This is a genomic window from Chryseobacterium sp. C-71, from assembly GCF_020911865.1.
Taxonomy (GTDB): Bacteria; Bacteroidota; Bacteroidia; order Flavobacteriales; family Weeksellaceae; genus Chryseobacterium.
Genome location: NZ_CP087131.1, coordinates 1,773,505 through 1,792,434, shown reverse-complemented (window position 1 = coordinate 1,792,434; position 18,930 = coordinate 1,773,505). Strand labels below are relative to the sequence as shown.

Annotated in this window: 18 protein-coding genes; 8 read left to right on the top strand and 10 right to left on the bottom strand. The window is 34.3% G+C overall.

What is annotated here, in order from left to right:
• Positions 1–70 precede the first annotated feature (70 nt).
• Complete coding sequence (locus LNP04_RS08155; RefSeq protein WP_229986017.1) at positions 71–1,345, top strand: ectonucleotide pyrophosphatase/phosphodiesterase; 1,275 nt, start codon at positions 71–73, stop codon at positions 1,343–1,345.
• A 104-nt stretch (positions 1,346–1,449) separates the two neighbouring features.
• Here the strand turns inward: LNP04_RS08155 and LNP04_RS08150 are convergent, their stop codons facing one another.
• Positions 1,450–2,334 (bottom strand): NAD(P)H-binding protein, encoded by an 885-nt coding sequence (locus LNP04_RS08150; RefSeq protein ID WP_229986016.1) that lies wholly within the window; start codon positions 2,332–2,334, stop codon positions 1,450–1,452.
• A gap of 92 nt (positions 2,335–2,426) precedes the next feature.
• On the opposite strand from LNP04_RS08150, the gene LNP04_RS08145 reads away from it, so the two are divergent.
• Positions 2,427–2,789, top strand: a complete 363-nt coding sequence (locus LNP04_RS08145) for a helix-turn-helix domain-containing protein (protein WP_229986015.1) — start codon at positions 2,427–2,429, stop codon at positions 2,787–2,789.
• A gap of 256 nt (positions 2,790–3,045) precedes the next feature.
• Here LNP04_RS08145 and LNP04_RS08140 read toward each other — a convergent pair whose 3' ends face one another.
• The gene (locus tag LNP04_RS08140) at positions 3,046–4,098 is read right to left on the bottom strand and encodes an NAD(P)-dependent alcohol dehydrogenase (protein ID WP_229986014.1); all 1,053 of its coding nucleotides are present in this window, start codon (positions 4,096–4,098) and stop codon (positions 3,046–3,048) included.
• Positions 4,099–4,325: 227 nt separating this feature from the next.
• Between LNP04_RS08140 and LNP04_RS08135 the strand changes: the two genes are divergently transcribed.
• Positions 4,326–5,654, top strand: a complete 1,329-nt coding sequence (locus LNP04_RS08135) for a carboxylesterase family protein (protein WP_229986013.1) — start codon at positions 4,326–4,328, stop codon at positions 5,652–5,654.
• Positions 5,655–5,731: 77 nt separating this feature from the next.
• Here the strand turns inward: LNP04_RS08135 and LNP04_RS08130 are convergent, their stop codons facing one another.
• The 4 genes from LNP04_RS08130 to lpxK all read right to left on the bottom strand — a co-directional run bounded on the left by LNP04_RS08130 (position 5,732) and on the right by lpxK (position 10,116).
• Entirely contained in the window at positions 5,732–7,204 is a 1,473-nt protein-coding gene (locus LNP04_RS08130) for an alpha-amylase (protein WP_229986012.1), read from the bottom strand.
• 43 nt (positions 7,205–7,247) lie between these two features.
• Complete coding sequence (dinB, locus tag LNP04_RS08125; protein WP_229986284.1) at positions 7,248–8,342, bottom strand: DNA polymerase IV; 1,095 nt, start codon at positions 8,340–8,342, stop codon at positions 7,248–7,250.
• Positions 8,343–8,429: 87 nt separating this feature from the next.
• Complete coding sequence (locus tag LNP04_RS08120; RefSeq protein WP_229986011.1) at positions 8,430–8,945, bottom strand: thioredoxin family protein; 516 nt, start codon at positions 8,943–8,945, stop codon at positions 8,430–8,432.
• A gap of 142 nt (positions 8,946–9,087) precedes the next feature.
• Positions 9,088–10,116, bottom strand: coding sequence for a tetraacyldisaccharide 4'-kinase (lpxK, locus tag LNP04_RS08115; RefSeq protein ID WP_229986010.1), 1,029 nt, complete (start codon positions 10,114–10,116; stop codon positions 9,088–9,090).
• Positions 10,117–10,319: 203 nt separating this feature from the next.
• Between lpxK and truA the strand changes: the two genes are divergently transcribed.
• From truA to LNP04_RS08095, 4 genes are all read left to right on the top strand, one after another.
• Entirely contained in the window at positions 10,320–11,060 is a 741-nt protein-coding gene (gene truA, locus LNP04_RS08110) for a tRNA pseudouridine(38-40) synthase TruA (RefSeq protein WP_229986009.1), read from the top strand.
• A gap of 114 nt (positions 11,061–11,174) precedes the next feature.
• The gene (locus tag LNP04_RS08105; RefSeq protein ID WP_229986008.1) at positions 11,175–11,762 is read left to right on the top strand and encodes a Crp/Fnr family transcriptional regulator; all 588 of its coding nucleotides are present in this window, start codon (positions 11,175–11,177) and stop codon (positions 11,760–11,762) included.
• Positions 11,763–12,191: 429 nt separating this feature from the next.
• The gene (locus LNP04_RS08100; protein WP_229986007.1) at positions 12,192–12,962 is read left to right on the top strand and encodes a carboxylesterase; all 771 of its coding nucleotides are present in this window, start codon (positions 12,192–12,194) and stop codon (positions 12,960–12,962) included.
• A gap of 375 nt (positions 12,963–13,337) precedes the next feature.
• Complete coding sequence (locus LNP04_RS08095) at positions 13,338–15,089, top strand: ABC transporter ATP-binding protein (RefSeq protein WP_229986006.1); 1,752 nt, start codon at positions 13,338–13,340, stop codon at positions 15,087–15,089.
• A 22-nt stretch (positions 15,090–15,111) separates the two neighbouring features.
• Here the strand turns inward: LNP04_RS08095 and LNP04_RS08090 are convergent, their stop codons facing one another.
• From LNP04_RS08090 to LNP04_RS08080, 3 genes are all read right to left on the bottom strand, one after another.
• A complete protein-coding gene (locus tag LNP04_RS08090) occupies positions 15,112–16,029 on the bottom strand; it encodes an IS982 family transposase (protein ID WP_407928602.1) in 918 nt (305 codons plus the stop codon).
• Positions 16,030–16,134: 105 nt separating this feature from the next.
• The gene (locus LNP04_RS08085) at positions 16,135–16,488 is read right to left on the bottom strand and encodes a hypothetical protein (protein WP_229986005.1); all 354 of its coding nucleotides are present in this window, start codon (positions 16,486–16,488) and stop codon (positions 16,135–16,137) included.
• 108 nt (positions 16,489–16,596) lie between these two features.
• Positions 16,597–17,469, bottom strand: a complete 873-nt coding sequence (locus LNP04_RS08080; RefSeq protein ID WP_229986004.1) for a CPBP family intramembrane glutamic endopeptidase — start codon at positions 17,467–17,469, stop codon at positions 16,597–16,599.
• A 292-nt stretch (positions 17,470–17,761) separates the two neighbouring features.
• On the opposite strand from LNP04_RS08080, the gene LNP04_RS08075 reads away from it, so the two are divergent.
• On the top strand, positions 17,762–17,974 hold the full coding sequence (locus tag LNP04_RS08075) for a hypothetical protein (RefSeq protein WP_129536016.1): 213 nt from the start codon (positions 17,762–17,764) through the stop codon (positions 17,972–17,974).
• A 51-nt stretch (positions 17,975–18,025) separates the two neighbouring features.
• Here LNP04_RS08075 and LNP04_RS08070 read toward each other — a convergent pair whose 3' ends face one another.
• Positions 18,026–18,790, bottom strand: a complete 765-nt coding sequence (locus LNP04_RS08070; RefSeq protein ID WP_229986003.1) for a DUF3575 domain-containing protein — start codon at positions 18,788–18,790, stop codon at positions 18,026–18,028.
• Between the last annotated feature and the right edge of the window lie 140 nt (positions 18,791–18,930).

Genomic DNA, 18,930 nt, shown 5'->3' with positions numbered 1-18,930 from the left:
AATTATTTTTTAACTCAACAAACTTTTATGCGATATACATTCAACTTAAATTTGCATAAATTTTTAAAGGATGAAAAAAAGTCTTTCTTTCATATTTCTATTCACAATTCTATCAGTTTTTTCACAAACTAAAATCGACACGGCACAAGTCATCATACCAAACCGCTTCAACAATGCTGAAGCAAAGTCAAAACCTTACGTGATTATGATTTCCGCAGACGGTTTCAGATATGATTATGCTAAAAAATACAATGCCCAAAATCTTTTAAAATATTCAGGTCAGGGAATTCAGGCTAAAGCCATGATTCCGAGTTATCCGAGCATCACTTTTCCTAATCACTGGAGTTTGATTACAGGATTGTATCCTTCGCATCACGGTTTGGTTGATAATTTCTTTTACGATTATAAATTGCAGAAAAATTACGCCATGAACAAAAAAGAAATTGTGGAAGACGGAAGCTGGTACGGTGGAATTCCCTTGTGGGCGTTGGCTGAAAAACAAGGAATCATCAGTGCATCCATGCAGTGGGTAGGTTCTGCTAGTGAAGCTGGCGGGAAAAGACCAACTTATTATTATCCTTACCATGAAAAATTTAAACCTTCTGAAAAAGTAGATAAAGTCATCAATTGGTTGAAACTTCCTGAAGATAAAAGACCGCATTTTATTTCAATGTATTTTCCTGAAGTAGACGGAGCAGGACATCATTTTGGTCCTGAAGCGAAGGAAACTGAAACTGCAGTTCAGTTGGTTGATGCTGCAATTGGAAATTTAGTGGAAAAAGTAAATCGATTGGGTTTAAAAAATGTCAATTTCATTTTCGTTTCAGATCACGGTATGATTCAGGTTGACGGCGGAAATCCTTTAGAAATTCCTGCGATGCTTTTTGATAAAATAAGATTTGATTTTTACAATTCCCAGACTTTATTGAGAGTGTATGTGAAAAATTCTGCGGAAGTAAAAACTGTTTTTAAAGAATTGAAAGCTAATAAAACAAATGACTATGAAGTTTATTTAGATAAAAGATTACCTAAATATCTTCATTTTGCCACGAGAGATGATCAATACAATAGGATAGGGCAGATTCTTTTGATTCCGAAAGCTCCAAAAGTATTTTTAGAAAAAGATCAGAAAACCTCTTTAGGAAAACACGGCTATGATCCAAAATTGGTTCCCGAAATGAAAGCTACATTTTTTGCATGGGGATCTGAGTTTAAAAATAATTTAATCATTGATGAGTTTTCTAATGTCAACGTTTATCCTTTGGTCGCTGAGATATTAGGTTTAAAACCAGAAAATAAAATTGATGGAAAGTTGAAAGTACTAAAAGAAACTTTAAAAAAATAAAAGTCCCAACGAGACGGCCTAACAAAGGATAGGATAAAATCCTATCAAAAATATATAAATAGTATCGGCGGGCCTTTGGCCCGCCGATACTATTTATTCAAACATCAAGAATTAAATCGATCAGCAAACTCTTTCGCAAATTCCTCTAATTTAATCTCACCATAAATATAAGAACCATGCTCAATAAAGTCTTTTTGAACAACTCCAGTCCTGATTCCCAATCCCATTTCCGTGTACAATTCAGCCATTTCCTGTGGAACTCCAGCTTGAAGCATTCCGTTGAGAGATTCTTCATCTTTAAATTCAACCCACGGAAGTTCAGATTTTCCGATTGCATGACCAAAAGCTTTTGCTACATCCGAAGCCGAGCGAAGATCACTCACAATATATCTCACATTTTTATCTTCAGAATTTTTAACTAATTCTTCAGCTGCAGCTTTGGCGATATCAGTAGGATGAACTAATGGAACTTTTGCATTTTCAGGATAATTAGCTCCAATAATTCCCGCATTTTTAATCAAAGGAATATCGTTGAAAAAATTAATGTAAAAATATCCAGCTCTTAAAAAAGTAACAGAAGTATTTTCTAAGTCATTGTAAAACTTTTCAATAAAGTGTAATCCTTTAATTGGACCATTATCTACCGGAGATTCTACACCAATACTGCTTAACATAACAATTCTTTTTACGCCTGCCTGCTTGATGGCCTCAGCATAATTTCTTCCTGCATTGATTGTATTTTCGACAATATTAATTGCACCCATATTCGGAGGAGTCATTAGAAATGTGGCATCTGCTCCTTCAAATGTTTGAACTAAAAAATCTAAATCAGTAATTGAACCAATCGCTGCTTTGGCACCTAAAGCTTCAATTTCGTTTTTCTTATTTTCGTTGCTGCTGACAATCGTAATTTCGTGACCTTCTGTAATTAATTGTTGAGCTAATGGTTTGGCGACGTTCCCTAGAGAACCTGTAATAATAATTTTCATAAGTAAATATTTATTTTTGTTATTGTTATTTCTGAGAACAAAGGTATATTTGTACTTACTTTTATACAAGTACTTACCCTAAAGTATGTAACATGACAGCCATTAAAGAAAGTTCTACCATTCAACAGAATAAAAAATACGCACTTGATCTTTGTCCGGTCACCTACGTGATGGAAAAAATCGGTGGATTCTGGAAACCCATTATTTTATATCATCTTTCCAACGGAGATAAAAGGTACAGCGAACTGAAACGCGCCATTCCTGCAGTAACAGAAAAAATGCTGATTCAACATTTAAAGCAATTGGAAAACGATGGATTGGTAATAAGAACTGCTAAGTCGGTTGTTCCGCCTCACGTTACTTACAATTTGAGCGAATCTGGTAAAGGGTTGATACCTGTCATTCATTCGATGGCAGAATGGGCATTCAAAGAAATGGAGAGAGATAAATTATAAGAATTACAATTCCCCTTCTCTGAAGGGGTGGATTTTTGCAAAAGCAAAAAGACGGGGTGGTTAAAAATACATTTCGGAAATCAATTCAATTAATCAATGTATCTCATATAATCATCAATAGGAATGGGCTTCAGCCCATTTTTAAATGTAAGCCAATCAATTTAGGCTTTAACCAAAAACTAAAAACACTTGTATTCTTCAAAAAAAAGACTCTCCAAAAAATGAAGAGTCTTAGTTTATAAATAATAATTGAAAATTACAGAGACTGCATATCAATCACAAAACGATACCTCACGTCGCTTTTCAGCATTCTTTCGTAAGCCTCATTGATTTCCTGCATTTTGATGATTTCAATTTCAGAAACGATGTTGTGTTCTCCACAGAAATCAAGCATCTCCTGAGTTTCAGCAATACCACCGATGACAGATCCTGCAACAGATTTTCTTCCCATAATCATCGGAACTGTATTGATAATATTTTCCAGACCACCTAAATATCCAACCAGAACATGAGTTCCGTTGATCGTTAAAGTCGAAATGTAAGGATTCACATCGTGGTCATAAGGCACAGTATCGATAATTACATCGAACTTTCCTGCTACAGATTTCATTTCTTCTTTATCTGTAGAAATGACAACATGATCTGCTCCCAATTGTTTTGCATCTTCAGTTTTCCCCGGAGTTCTGGAGAATAAAGTTACTTCAGCGCCTAAACCCTTTGCAAGCTTAATCGCCATGTGGCCCAAACCACCTAAACCAACAACAGCAACTTTAGAATTTGGACCCACATTCCAATGTCTTAAAGGTGACCAGGTTGTAATTCCGGCACAAAGAAGGGGTGCAACGGCTGCTAAATCTAAGTTTTCTGGAATTCTCAACACGTGATCGGCGTCTACAACGACTTTTTGAGAATATCCACCGAAAGTGTGACCTCCTAAATGCTCGTCCTTACCGTTATAAGTTCCTACAAATCCTGTTTGGCAGTATTGTTCAAGATCTTGTTTGCAGCTTTCACAAGTTCCGCAAGAATCTACAATACAACCAACTCCTGCAAGATCTCCAACTTTGAATTTAGAAACTTCACTTCCAACTTTGGTAATTCTTCCTACAATTTCATGTCCGGGAACGGCAGGATATTTTGTTCCGCCCCAATCGTTTCTTGCCGTGTGAAGATCTGAGTGACAAACACCACAGAACAGAATTTCTATTTCTACGTCTTTTGGTGTTGCTTCTCTTCTTTCAATATTCATTTCTTTTAAGTCGGCTTCCTTAGATTCCGTACCGTAAGCTTTTACTGAGTATGTGTTCATTTTTTTAATTTTAAATTATTCTTCTGTATGCAAAAATCGGGACTTTTTCAGAAATATCACTTATATAAATTAATGAATCAGATACCATTTTTACTGATGCTGTTTTAATTTTTATTTAAAGTAAATTTTACAATGATTCGTTATGATAAAAACAAAGTTAAATATCATTGAAAGATTGCTTTTTTCATTTAACAATCTTATTTTTAAATATAAAATTCATTTGGTCAATGAAATCTCAGCAGAATATTGAAACGAATACCTTCCAAACACCATTTGGGAAAATTTTAGCCTTGAAGCAAAACGGAATCATCAAAGCGAAAAACATTCGTTATGCTTATTCTGAAAGGTTTAAAAAACCAATTGCAGTAGAGCCGTCAGATTCTGACATTCTTTTTCCTGAGAAAACTCCGGTTTGTCCGCAAAATATCAGTCCACTTTTAGAAAAGATGATTGGCAAAACCAATTTGGATGATTTTGAAGTAGATGAGTCGCCGCAATTTATTTCGGTTTTCCGTCCTGAAAATTTTAATGAAAATGAAAAATTATCAGTTTTAGTCTGGATTCACGGTGGATCTTATGAAATTGGATGCGGGGATATTGCAACTGCTGATCCTACCGATTGGGTGAAAGAACAGAGTTTGATTGTTGTCACAATTTCTTACCGCTTAGGAATCTTTGGGTTTTTAGGTGGAACAGAAGAAAGACCCGCAAATTTAGGATTATTAGACATTATTGAAGGTTTGAAATGGATAAAAACCAATATTTCAAGTTTTGGTGGTGATGCAGAAAATATTACTCTTTTCGGACAGTCGTCCGGAGGTGATGCGATTGCTCATCTGATGGCATCCGAAGGAATCGGAAATTTATTTAAAAGAGTCATTATTCACAGTGCGCCGTTAGGCTTAAGGCAAAACAGAAGTAAAATGTCTATGGAATTTTTAGGTAATACTAAAAGTTTCGATGAAAAATCTGATGCTGTAGAGATGATAGAAAACTACAAAAATAATCTCCCGTCTTTTATAAAATATGGTTTAAAAGCTGCAATGCCATTCGGAACTCAATATGGTTTTCCGCCATTGTGTAACGAAAGTGAAGTGGAAGAAAAATGGAAACAGAATGCTAAAAATATCGATGTTTTGATTGGCTTGAATGACGAAGAAACTTCCTTTTACTTAAGAGCTTCAGATAGTTTAAATAAATATTTGCCGAAAAGAATCATTGATAGAGCAATCAGAACAACCACAGAAATCATCTACGGAAAACCTGCCAAAGATTTTACTGAAAATTATGCTGAAGCCGGAGGAAATGTATATTTATTCCGAATTCATCCGCGCTTGACTGAAAATTATTTTATGGGAGCACACGCCATTGATCTTCCTTTTATTTTTGGAAATGAATCTGCCTGGAAAAATGCAGGAATTTTAAAAAATATTCCATGGGAATATATTAATGAAAACGGTAAAAAGTTAAGAAAGCTTTGGGCAGAGTTTGCCCAAAGCGGTAGTATATCTGATGATTCTGAAAGACCTGAGATTTTAGTTCTCCGAAAAGTTTAGTCTTTAGTTTAAACACAAATGACACGAATGTTTTTCACAAATAGCACAAATAAATTAGTGAAATTCGTGTAAAAAATCTATTCCGGGATCCACACACTCACATTTCCGGCAGGTGCAGGGAAATTTCCCCAGCCGTTTTCATCAATAGTTACCTTATCTTCAAATCTTCCCAGAAAATCATAAAAAGTCTGACCAATATATTTTTTACCCATTTCCATCGGCTTTTCGTAAGCGTCTTTATTGCTCAACACAACAGCGCAACCTTTGTGTTCATCATCACCTTCACGAGTCCAGCCTAGGCAATTTGCGTCTTCAAAATAATCTCTCTGAATTCCGTATGCATTTTCTTTTCTGGCTTTCAAAAGCTCTTCGATGCCGTCTACTTTATCTAAAAATATTTCCTGCTCGTTTCCTTCACGGTCATTATCTTTATAGCTTGCGCCATACAAATCTGGATAAAAGACACACGGATAGCCATTTTCTCTAAGCAAAATCAAGGCATAAGCCAAAGGTTTAAACCAAGTTTCAACCGGCGCTTCCAAATCCTGTAAAGGTTGAGTGTCATGATTATCTACGATACTTACAGAGTGTAGCGGGTCAGCTGAAGTAAGTGTTTCATCAAAAATTCTTCGCAAATCATAAGAACCACCTTCGTTGGATGCTGTATGGAAATTATTGTGAAGCGAACTGTCAAAAAGACTCATGCAGCCTTCGGTTGCTTCAATATATTTTTGAAGTAAATTCAATTGTCCTGGAGCCCAGTATTCTCCGACCGCAAAAATATTTTTACCGGAGTTTGTGCGCAACATCGTCAACCATTCTTTATAAAAATCAAAAGAAATATGTTTTAAGGCATCTAAACGAACACCGTCAAAATCGGTTTCATCAAAATACCATTTTGCCCAAGTATTCAGCTCTTCTCGTACATGAGGATTTCTGTGTTCGACATCATTAAACATCAGGAAATCGTAATTTCCTTTTTCATCATCGATCATTTCTTCCCAGTCATTTCCGTATTCAGACTGTATTTTGTAGATATGAGAATCTTTTCCTTCTGCATAATCTACACCACTGAAACAAGTGAAATTCCACTCAAAATCTGAATATTTTTTACCCCTTCCCGGAAAAGTAAATTTTGTGTACGACTGAATATCTGAAAACTCAGAAATGATTTTTTCACGGTTATTTTCGTCTACTTTTGCTGCTTTAAAGGTTTCAAGCTCGTCACCGCCGGCTTTATGACCTAAAACAATGTCAACGATAACCTGTATATTTTCTTTTTTCAATGCCTTAATTGAGTTGATGTAATCCTGCTTGGTTCCGTATTTTGTAGGGATGCTGTTTTTTTGGTCAAATTCACCCAGATCATAAAGATCGTACGCATCATATCCTACAGAATATCCTCCGTTTGTACCTTTGTAAGCTGGAGGAAACCAAACTGATGTGATTCCTAATTCTGATAAATGTTTTGCCTCTTTTTCGGCATGTTTCCACAGCGTCCCGTCTCCGTCACTGTACCAGTGGAAAAATTGAATCATTGTCTGGTTCATAGTCTATTGTATTTGGTAGTATCAATTTAATGAAAATTATTGGCTAATCTTCGAATTCCTCAAAACGAATTTTAAGCTGAACAGAAATCTGCTTTTTTTCTTCAGTGTTGAGATGAGATAACGACAGACCCAATAATCGTACCGCTTTATCATAGGGACGGAGTTCCCAAAGTTTTTTTGAAGTTTTAAAGTATTGCTCAGGAGAGCTGAAATATTCTTCTTTTGTAATGCTTCTTGTGAATAGTGAGAAATCTTTGTACTTTATCTTTAGAGTCAAAGATCTCCCCATAATATTATTTTTGGTTAATCGCTGATGAAGTTCTTCGCTTAGGCTTTCTAGTTTTTCATCAATCTGCTGCTCATCAGAAAGATCTTCAAAAAACGTTCTTTCCACGGCAACGCTTTTTTGGATTCTATGAGGTTTCACTTCAGAATGATGAATGCCACGTACCACATCATAATAATATTTTCCCGACTTACCGAAAAGTCTCGTTAAATCTTCCAGCGATCTTTTCTTTAAATCTTTGCCTTTATAAATCGCAAGACTAAACATTTTATTGGCGGTAACTTTTCCTACGCCGTAAAATTTTTCGACAGGAAGTTCTTCCAGAAATTTTTCAATTTTTTCGGGATGAATGGTTTTTTGTCCGTTGGGTTTATTGATGTCAGAAGCAACTTTAGCTAAAAATTTATTAACTGAAATTCCTGCAGAGGCTGTCAAACCCGTCTTTTCAAAAATTTTCTGACGGATTTCTTTGGCAATCTGATTGGCAGATTCTATCCCTTTTTTGTTTTCGGTGACATCGAGATAGGCTTCATCTAAAGAAAGCGGTTCTACCAAATCAGTATATTCATGAAAAATCTCACGAATCATTCTTGAAATCTCTTTATACCTCGGAAATCTGGGAGGAACAAAGATCAAATGCGGACATTTTTCTTTTGCAGTTTTACTTGGCATTGCAGAACGCACACCATATTTCCTCGCTTCATAACTTGCGGCAGAAACTACGCCTCGATGCCCGCCACCAACTGCAATGGCTTTTCCACGAAGTGCAGGATTATCAAGCTGCTCCACGGAGGCATAGAATGCATCCATATCGACATGAATAATTTTGCGTTGGGGAAAAGGAAAATCCATATTACAAAGATATGGATTCATTTATTTCCGTTTTAAAGTTTAATATTTAAGCTGTATGGTTTTTTAACATAAACCTTGATTTCAGCCTTACTTTAAAAGTTTGTCAATCGTAGCCTGAATTTCCGGATCTTCTGGAGAAATGGCGTAGTATTTTGCAATCTCAGATTTTTGATCGATGACCATATATCTCGGAATCCAGTTGAGATCAACGTAATTATTGAAATCATTCTTCCAGCCTACAGAAAACCAATAATTTTCTTTTTCTTTCATATTAAACCTTTCAAGACTGCTGTCGAATTTTTCTTTTGATCTTTCCAATGAAAAAAATACGAAATCGATGTTCGGGTTATTTCTTTCCAATTCTTCAGCTTTTGGTAAAGCGATAAGACAGTCTCTGCACCAGCCTGCCCAGAAATCGATGACCAAAACTTTTCCTTTGTGCTGATTTAATATTTCCTGAACGGTAATTTTTTTCCCGTTTTCGTCTTCTAATTTTTGTTTTAATGCTTCCTTTGAAAATTGAGTTTTTAAAACGTCAGGAGTTTTTTGTGAACATCCTAAAGTGAAAATACTCAACATCAAAAATGTCATGATCTGCTTCATTCTATTTTTTTTACAAATCTAAACATTGAAACGTAATTTTAGTGTGAAATTGTATGATTTAACAGAAATTTGAGAAATTGAGAAATTCTATTTTTAACAAAACAAAATCCGCAACGGTTGTTGCGGATTTTAGTATTTAGTTTTAATGCTTTTTATTCACATAATTCAGAATCATCTGATTAAATTCTTCTTTCTTATCAATAACGACATTAATTGGCCAGTAATAAACCATATCACGCAGATAATCAAAAGTTTTCAGTCGTACATAATCTTTTTCAGTGGTCAGAATTAATTTGTACTCGCCCAGTTTTTTGTATTCTGCAACGATGTTTTTAATATCTGCATCAGAAAAATTGTGGTGGTCTCTGAATTTGAGATGTTTCACTTTCTGAGAAAATTTAGACAAATGATTCAATAGAGGTTTCGGGTTGGCAATTCCTGTGATGAGAAGGATGTCATAGTAGCTGAGGTTATTGTCTGGCAGCATTTTCTCTCTTGAATATACGTTTTCATCATATCCAATCGATGAGAAAAATACTTTTTGATTGTGTGCAGGTCGTATTCTTGAGATGTAATATTGTTTGGTTTCTTCCGTCAGTTCATCAGGACATTTGCTGATCATGATAATGTCTGCACGACCTGCTCCAGCTCTGGATTCTCTTAAATCTCCGGCTGGAAGAAGATGATCTTTAAAATAAGGATCATTAAAGTCAGTCATCAGAATGTTAAATCCGGCTTTGATGGCTCTGTGCTGCATGGCATCATCAAGAATCAGAACATCAAGATCCATATCGTCAATAACTTTTTTGGCTCCAGGAACACGATCTTCAGAAACTGCGATTACAAAACGGTTTTTGAAACGTTCAAATAACTGCATCGCCTCGTCACCCACTGTTTTGTAGTTGCTGTCGTAATTGGTAACGTCATATCCTTTGGTTAGTCTTCCATAACCACGGGAAAGCACTCCGGTTCTGTAATATTTAGATAAAGATTTAGCCAAATACATCACCATAGGCGATTTTCCGCTTCCGCCCACAGAAAGATTGCCGACATTGATAATCGGAGTTTTGAATTTCGTAGATTTAAATATTCCCAGATCATACATTGTGTTTCGGATGCCCGTCACCATGTGATAACCCAAAGAAAAAGGATAGAGATACCATCTTTTCATACGTATGCAAAAATAAGAATTTTATAGCCGATTTTGTAGAATATATCTATGATTTATCAACATTAATTTTAAAAAATCGGTTCTTAATTGTTGTTAAATTAAATTATTTTTGCAATATTGTTTTTAAATCTGATTTTTAAAATAAGCAATTCAAAAAATCGAATAAGTTTGAAAGCAAAATCTACAATATAACATCTATTGCATTGAGGTATTTTATAGAATTTTCATACAACGGTAAAAATTATTTTGGCTATCAGATTCAGCCCAATGACATTTCTGTGCAGGAAGAATTGGAAAAAGCACTTTCCACCATTTTGCGGGAACCGATCAAAACGGTAGGAGCGGGGAGAACCGATACTGGTGTTCATGCAAAAAAGATGTTTGCCCATTTTGAAACAGAACAAGTTCTGAGCGATCAGCTTTCCTACAAACTTAATAGTTTTCTTCCTTCAGATATTTCAATTAAAAGAATTTTTAAGGTTGAAAAAGATTTTCATGCAAGATTTGATGCGACTTTCAGAACGTATGAATATTACATTTCATTAGAAAAAAATCCTTTTACTCAAGATTCGGCGTGGCAGCTTTGGAGAAGGAATATTGATGTCGATAAAATGAACGAAGCCTGTAAAATTCTTTTTGAATATGAAGATTTTACAAGTTTTGCGAAGCTTCACACTGACAACAAAACCAATCTCTGCAAAATATATAAAGCAGAATGGGAACAAAATGGAAGCGAACTAAAATTCACTGTTTCAGCCAACCGTTTCCTAAGAAATATGGTAAGAGCCATCGTAGGAACAATGATTGAAGTTGGTTCCGGGAAGATACAGCCGGAAGATGTAAGAAAAATAATAGAAAACAAAAATCGGAACTCTGCCGGAGTTTCTGCACCTGCTCATGCATTGTATTTAGTAGATGTGGGATATGAATTTGATGAAATTTAATTTTCATACAGTTTGTCATTCCGGAGGAATCTAAGCATAGATTTTTTGATTAAATTTGAATAATTCATCTTAGATTCCTACGGAATGATAAACTAAACTTATAGAACTAACACCATGACCGAAATAGAAAAACTTGCCTTTGCGCTCCATCACTTCGCCGGTCTTTCGGAAGAAGATTTTAAATTATCTGAGGATTTTTGGCATCCGAAAGAATGCAAAAAAGGAGAGTTTTATAATCTTCGGGCAACGGTTTGTACCTATTTTGGGTTTATTGTTGATGGCGTTTTCCGTTCTTATACGATTGATGAGAAAACAGGAGAAGAAAAGAATGTTTTTCTCTATTCGGCGAACGGATTTGTGGTTTCTTTCAAAAGTTTTATCAATCAGATTCCTTGTGATTATCACACGCAGGCTTTGACGGATGCTACCATTATTTACATCCGTTATACAGATTTAATTTCCTTGTATCAGCAGTCGCATCAGTGGGAAAAATTTGGACGGCTTTTGGCGCAGGAAGCTTTTAATGTGACGATGTCAAGGATTGAAGGATTTATTTTGAAATCTCCTGAAGAGCGGTATTTAGATTTGATGAAACAGCATCCTGATATTTTCAACAACGTTCCGTTGTATCATATTTCTTCATATCTGGGAATTCAGGGGCCGTCTTTAAGCAGGATAAGAAAAAGAATTTCAGGGAAGTAATTTAATTTTTTCTATTTTTTTTCTTTGGGCAGCTTAGAACTTCGTTCGTAGCTTTCGATTAAAGCCTTCGCTTTTATCTCATCTATGTCTTCCACTCCCACTTTTTTACCTCCGCTTTGCTCCGGCAAAAAGAGCTTCGTTCAAGCTGGGCTGTTGCAATTCGCTGCTAAAAGTGACGATTAATAAGAATCAATTGAAAATTTTCGCAATTTCATAATAATGAATTCTTTATGATCTTTGCTAAGTTTACGCCTTTGCGAACGAAAAATATTTTCAATAATTTTTAAAGAAAAAATTTGTCCCGAAAATTCGGGATTAAAAATAATATTCAAATAAAATTTAAACCTACTGTTACGATTTTAACCAAAGTTAAAATTATCCTCACTTAATCTGCGCAACTTTGTCTCATAATTTAAAACAATATTTATTATGAAAACAAAAACGATCGTATTGATTCACGGGTTATTCGTAAACAATACAAGCTGGAAAAACTGGAAATCTTATTTCGAAGCACAAGGTTACACTGTGCACACTCCATCCAATCCCGGACATGAAGGAAATCCGATTGATTTAAAGAAAAACATTCCTTCAGAATTGAAAAATGTTGGCTTTGATGACACGGTACAAAATTTAGTAAAATTCATCGACACCCTTCCTGAAAAACCAATCGTTATCGGGCATTCATTCGGTGGATTAATGGTACAAAAGCTGATTGATATGGGAAAAGCTGTTGCGGGTGTAAGCATTGACGGAGCTCCACCAAAAAATGTGATGGCTCCTTTTTCTACCGTCAAAATTGTCTGGCCTGTTGTGAATTTCTTCAAAGGAAACTCTGCATTTCTGGGAACCAAAGAATGGTATCACAAAGCTTTCTTCAATAATTATTCTAAAGAAGAAAGCGACAAATTGTACGAATCTGTTGCGGCTCCCGAAAGCAGGAAATTAGCAAGAGATCCGCTTTTCAAATCTTCAGCAAAATTAGATTTAAACAAACCTCACGAACCATTATTATTTATCGCAGGTTCCAACGACAATATTTTTCCGGCAGCATTTTCAAGAAAAATTGCCAATGCTTACAAAGACCAGAAAAGTATTGTTGATTTTAAAGAATTTGAAGGCAGAAGCCATTTTATTGCTGGTGAGAAAGGTTGGGAAGAAGTTGCTGACTATGTTTTGAATTGGTTGAAAAAACTGGCTTAAACCGTTGGGCACTTTGAGTGTTTGTTTTTCTAAAATAAGTGAAACGGCTTTGTTTAACTTGATTTCAACTCTTTTTATGAAGTTACTTCTATATCCTTACGTTTTTTAAACCGCAATGAGAGACAAAGTTTTTTCAATAAATACTTTCTTAAGATAAATAATGGCATTTCATTTAGCAAAGAAATACAATGTTTAAATTATCAGTCATTTGATAATGACAGCAAAATACAGAATTTGTGACTAAGATTTATTTGTTCAATAATCGAGATCGTGAATTTTCTATGAGTATTTGATAGAGTTGTAAAGGCTGTAAAATTTTAAAGCCGTATTTTTGCAGAGAATTTTTCAAATTAATTCTTTACGTCAATTCTATAAATGAAAAAACAAGATACCTGGGCAATTGTAAAAAGGCTTTTCTTCATCGGTATGAAGTTTCGTTCCTGGTTTATTTTTACCCTGATTATTTCTATCATATTGTCGATCGTTTCTACTTACAGACCTTATCTTACAATGCAGATTGTTGATAATGATATTACGAAACTGAAAGATAAAGCCTTGATGATGAAGCATATTTATGGCTTAGTCGGATTGGTTTTTGCGGAGACGATTTTAAATTTCTTTTTGGTTTATTTTTCCAATTATATATCGCAGAATGTGATCAGAGATATTCGTGAAAGATTGTATAATAAACTGATTTATTTCAGAACGGCTTTTTTTGATAAAACTCCGATTGGTCAGCTGGTAACGCGTGCTGTTGGTGATGTTGAAACGATTGCTACAGTTTATACCGATGGTTTTCTGATGGTTTTTGGTGACGTGTTGAGGATTATTTTTGTTTTGTTTATGATGTTTCAGGTTGATGTGCATCTGAGTTATATCTCATTGGCAATTTTACCTTTAATGGTCGTGATTACAAGATTTTTCCAGAAAAGACTGAAGAAAGCTTTTGGGGATGAAAGAACCTGGACTTCCAATCAAAACTCGTTTGTACAGGAAAGGCTTGCAGGAATGCCGATTATCCAAGTGTTTAACAGACAACAGGCTGAATTTAAAAAGTTTGATGACATCAATATTACTTTAAAAAGTGCTTTATTAAAAACGGTTTTTATCTTTTCACTGTTTTTTCCAGTAGTTGAATTGATTTCTTCACTTTTTATTGGTTTTGTGCTTTTTTATGGCGGTTATATTACCATCAGTGCGGGAGTTGTGATTGCATTTATTCAGTTTATTTCGATGTTGATTCGTCCTTTACGACAGATTGCAGATCGTTTCAACAACATTCAGCGTGGAATTGTTGGTGCCGAAAGAGTTTTAGGAATTATGGATGAAGATTATGCCATGCCTAATGATGGTAAGGTTTTTAAAGACCATTTCGACGGAAAAATAGAATTCAAAGATGTGCGTTTCGCATACGATGACAAGCAGGAAGTTTTAAAAGGAATCGATTTTAAAGTAAATCCTGGAGAAACTGTAGCGATCGTTGGTGCAACCGGAGCGGGTAAGTCTACAATTATCAGCCTGATTACAAGGTTGTATGATATTAATTCAGGTGAAATTTATATTGATGATGTTGAACTGAAAGATTACGAACTGTATAATCTGAGAAGTCATATTGGTGTCGTGTTGCAGGATGTTTTCTTGTTCCACGGAAGTATTTTTGAGAATCTAGCGTTCGGAGATGACAGTGTGACTTTAGAGAAAATAAAATCCGGTGCAAAGGAAATCGAAGTCGATGATTTTATCGAAAGTCTTCCCGGCGGTTATGAATATGTGGTGAGTGAAAGAGGCTCTTCCATTTCACTTGGGCAAAGGCAATTGTTGTCATTTTTAAGAGCTTATTTATCTGATCCCAAAATCCTTATTTTAGATGAAGCAACTTCGTCAATTGATCACGAAAGCGAAAAACTGATTCAAAGAGCAACCGAAAAAATCACTAAAAACAGAACGTCAATCATTATTGCACATCGACTTTCAACCATCGAGAAAGCTGATAAAATCATCGTGATGGATCAGGGTAAAATCGTTGAAGAAGGAAAGCATCTTGAACTTCTCGCTAATAACGGTTATTATTCAACTTTGTACAAAGCGCAGCTGAGACACGAGATTGAAGTTGAGGAAAAGATTTAATTTAAATTAACCTGAGTTCGGTTTAAGCAAAATTTAAAAACAATTGACCATCATTTACTTTTTTTAAGTTTAATGATGGTTTTTTGGGGAAGAAACAATAAGCAGTTAAGCTCCCCAAAATATTCATCATAAAATTACTAACACTTCTGTGGCGAGTATGTTCCACTTGACAATGGTTCTTTAATTCATCATTGATCGTTTCAATGATGGCTCTTTTTCGGAGCAAAATTTTGTCTTCCATTTTCATAATATGATTCTTCATATTCTTACGAAGTTTAGTAAAAAGCTGGATTCCATCAGCAAAAAGCATTTCCCAAAGAGCCTTGGAAAGATATCCTTTATCGGCAAATAGTTTTCCAAAAAGCTGCTGCGTCATTTTTTTGATATGCTTTGGGTTTCTGTCATCAATATTTCCTTTCGTTATATAAAAGGATAAAAGTTCTCCCTTTTCATTACAAACCAAATGCAGTTTAAACCCATAAAACCAACCCATCGAAGATTTTCCTCGCTCTGCCAAACCTTTGAAAACTTTGTGATTGTGAATCCTTTGGTTTCTGCAAACTTTCAAAGTTGTGCTGTCCATAAAGCTGATTCCAGTACATTTACCCAGACATTTTTCTTTCAAAAATAAGGCAAAAACCACAAAGCTTCTTTGCTGAAGTTCTATAAATCTATTGTAGGAAAGGGCTTTGGGAAACAAATTATTCCAATAACCACAAACTATTTCCTGATAATAATGCTTAAATGTTTTGTGTGCACCCAGATGAAAACCAATCATAATCGTAATAATTTCAGAATCCGACATCATAGATCTTCTGTTTCTTCTCTTCTTTTGGTCGCCGAGCGCCTGAAATTTCATGTGTTTGATTTGGAAATCAAATTCTTTACAGAAATCATCAACTTGTACAAAAATATTTGTAATTTGGTCTTTCAAAATCATAAGCAATAGTTCGTTTAAATATTTGAATGTTAGATACTTAAATATACGAATTATTGCTTTTTATTGCAAATTTATTTTGTATTCTTATCCCGAACTCAGGTTAAATTATAAACCGTAAGGAATAAATCCGAGGTCTTTTCGCCAGGTATCACCGTATTTTTCGGTGAGAGATTTGGCAATAAGTTGATTGTTTTCTTTGGCTTTTTGAGATTGGAATTGGCTGATCACGCAGTTCTGATAAATAACGGAAATTCCATATTTTTTTCTGAATTCATCATGATTTCTTGACATGATTCCAAACTGCATAAAATGTGAAGCATTTTCGTTTGGTAAAGTCTTTTCATTCTTTGCGGTACTTGTTTTAGCATTATCAGATTTATTTTGCTTGTTTTTCTGTGCAAAAATAGAACCTGAAACTGTAATTAAAGTCAAAATTAGAAAAGCGTTAAATGTTTTCATGGCTTAAATGTATTTGCTTATTTGATTGCAAATCGTTTTAAGAGTTAAATTTAAAAATCACTTTTAATAGATATTTCTTAAGAACAGAATAAATCTAGACTTGAAAATTTATTCAATATCATATTCCTTTTCCAGAATTTTTTTAAATTCTTCTTTGGTGACACCTTGTTTAGAAGAAAAATTCATATCAATTAAATATTCATCAACATAACATTTTTCTTCACCATAAATCTGATTGAGGATATCCTGAAGATACAATTGTTCAGCATCAATTTTATAAATCTTATTGTTTTCAATCTTTAATGAAATCGACTGAATTTCACTTTGTTTGAAAAGTATTTTCTCATCGATTTCTAAGCTATAGTTTTTAGAATGATCTACAATAGGACTGCTAAATAAGAGTACAATAGACGGAATAATTAAAGCAGCCATCAAATTCCATAAAGCATGATAAATGAATCCATAATAAAAATTGATTCTCACCCGAATGTAGCTGAGTACAAATCCGCCGGATAATTGACTCAAAAGTATTAGTGGCGATAGAATATAAAATGTTAAGGAGTCATTATAATAATTACTGGCATGTACAAGACCAAATGCAATACTCATTGCGTATACCAGATAAGGAAAATATCGATTCCATTTCTCTCGGTCGATCCATTTACTGAAAATTGAATTATATCTTAAAATAGATCTGAACATGATTTCTTCTAAAAAAGGAACTATAAGAACCATCAATAAAATGATTGCATAGATTGTATTAAAACGATAATCTAAACTCGGAGTTTTTATCATTACAAATTCGTCAATCAGATAATTAATGGGTAAAACAATGATTAGAGTAAATAGTAATTCTAAAATTAAAAGTTTAAAAATTAAAGAAAACCTATTTTTAGTAGAAAGATGAATCTGTTGATCGTTTGGTTTCTTTAAAAAATTAAAAAAGTCATTAAGAAATGACTTTGTGTTTGCGTTATACATGCTTATTCTTTTCCTAATCATTAGTGCTTGGAATTATGGTTTTGTTACAACTTAAAACCACTATATCATTAAATTTGTTAACATTTAGTTCATATTGAATTCACTTTAAATTAATAACTATACAGTTAGGTATAGTTTTTGTTATTTAGAATAAATGTAAAAATTATTGAAAACCCTATGGTTATTTCAAAGTAAATTACTAAATTTATTAAAAATTTAACCATCTGTTGAAATTAATAGGGGTTAGTTTGATAATTGTTGATGATTTTTTAACTTAAACCAAGATATAAAGATGAATAATATCCAAGACGAATTTCAAGTCTTAAAAGAAGAATTAAAGAAATTGAACATTGATGTTGAAAAAGTAGTAAAAGTAGGAAATGGAAGTATGGATTTCCATGAAGTCTTTTACAGATCCCCACGATATGATGATGTAAGAACAGTATATGTACAGCGTCACACGCTCGATCATCTTATTGAAAAATTTAAAGATGCCTATAAATAAAAAATACCATTCACGATTTTTTGTGAGCGGTATTTTTTTTTTGATGATTAATTAAAACCTGTATCCCAAGGAAAAACCACTTCTGAAACCTGCCCAAGGACCGTCTACTTTGATTCTTGCACCATTCGAATTGGTTTCTACTGTGTAATCTACAAACGGAATATCTAGGTTTTCAATTTCTCTTTTCAGCTCAGCCTGCATTTCCGGAGTAAGAAAAATATCGCTAGTTAAACTAAAATCTCCTCTTCCTGAGCCATAATGTGCCCCGGCGATCCAAAAGTCTAAGACAAAACTATGCTGCTTGTTCAGAAAAAACTGTGCGCCAACCATCAATCCGCCACTATTACCTTTCGCATCTCCCAAACCTTTCAGCGGAATTGGTAGGGTAGTTCCGAAAGCGGTATAGTCATAAGTATAATCAAATGTATTGGTTGAAATCTTTGAGTAACGATAGTAAGGAGCGAAGTAAAATCCTTTTCCGTAGCCTTCCCCGATGTAGAATCTTGGTTCGATGGTAAAGTTGGTCGCTTTAATTTTTAAATTCTGAAAATCTTTTTCATCTTCTTCATTCAAAAAGGCATTCATGAACGGTACTTTACCTTCTGCGACTGTTCCGAAACCGACATTGATCGCAAACCAACGGTTAATTGACCGCTCATAGGAAAGATTAATATTTCTGAAAGCATATCCGGTGATATTGGTTTTAATGATATTCATTTTATCTTCCGGGACGGTATTTACCTCTGATGTTATTATTTCCTGTGCATGGGCTCCTGAAATAATAAAAAGCGGGAGAAGTATAAGTAGTTTTTTCATGGCGTAAGATTTTTGATTTAAGTTAAATAAAATACGACTTGGTTTTGTGAAATTTAAAAAATATTAAATTACCATTTCATTAAATCAAAAACCGTTCTAGAAGCTTAGAACGGCTCAAAATATTTTCAAATAATTAATAA

Coding starts and splice junctions, on each gene's coding strand:
- LNP04_RS08075 (WP_129536016.1), top strand. CDS start 17,762: ATGAATAATATCCAAGACGAATTTCAAGTCTTAAAAGAAGAATTAAAG.
- LNP04_RS08140 (WP_229986014.1), bottom strand. CDS start 4,098: ATGAACACATACTCAGTAAAAGCTTACGGTACGGAATCTAAGGAAGCC.
- LNP04_RS08135 (WP_229986013.1), top strand. CDS start 4,326: ATGAAATCTCAGCAGAATATTGAAACGAATACCTTCCAAACACCATTT.
- LNP04_RS08085 (WP_229986005.1), bottom strand. CDS start 16,488: ATGAAAACATTTAACGCTTTTCTAATTTTGACTTTAATTACAGTTTCA.
- LNP04_RS08070 (WP_229986003.1), bottom strand. CDS start 18,790: ATGAAAAAACTACTTATACTTCTCCCGCTTTTTATTATTTCAGGAGCC.
- LNP04_RS08080 (WP_229986004.1), bottom strand. CDS start 17,469: ATGTATAACGCAAACACAAAGTCATTTCTTAATGACTTTTTTAATTTT.
- LNP04_RS08145 (WP_229986015.1), top strand. CDS start 2,427: ATGACAGCCATTAAAGAAAGTTCTACCATTCAACAGAATAAAAAATAC.
- dinB (WP_229986284.1), bottom strand. CDS start 8,342: ATGGATTTTCCTTTTCCCCAACGCAAAATTATTCATGTCGATATGGAT.
- LNP04_RS08120 (WP_229986011.1), bottom strand. CDS start 8,945: ATGAAGCAGATCATGACATTTTTGATGTTGAGTATTTTCACTTTAGGA.
- lpxK (WP_229986010.1), bottom strand. CDS start 10,116: ATGAAAAGATGGTATCTCTATCCTTTTTCTTTGGGTTATCACATGGTG.
- LNP04_RS08130 (WP_229986012.1), bottom strand. CDS start 7,204: ATGAACCAGACAATGATTCAATTTTTCCACTGGTACAGTGACGGAGAC.
- LNP04_RS08095 (WP_229986006.1), top strand. CDS start 13,338: ATGAAAAAACAAGATACCTGGGCAATTGTAAAAAGGCTTTTCTTCATC.
- LNP04_RS08100 (WP_229986007.1), top strand. CDS start 12,192: ATGAAAACAAAAACGATCGTATTGATTCACGGGTTATTCGTAAACAAT.
- LNP04_RS08155 (WP_229986017.1), top strand. CDS start 71: ATGAAAAAAAGTCTTTCTTTCATATTTCTATTCACAATTCTATCAGTT.
- LNP04_RS08105 (WP_229986008.1), top strand. CDS start 11,175: ATGACCGAAATAGAAAAACTTGCCTTTGCGCTCCATCACTTCGCCGGT.
- LNP04_RS08150 (WP_229986016.1), bottom strand. CDS start 2,334: ATGAAAATTATTATTACAGGTTCTCTAGGGAACGTCGCCAAACCATTA.
- LNP04_RS08090 (WP_407928602.1), bottom strand. CDS start 16,029: ATGATTTTGAAAGACCAAATTACAAATATTTTTGTACAAGTTGATGAT.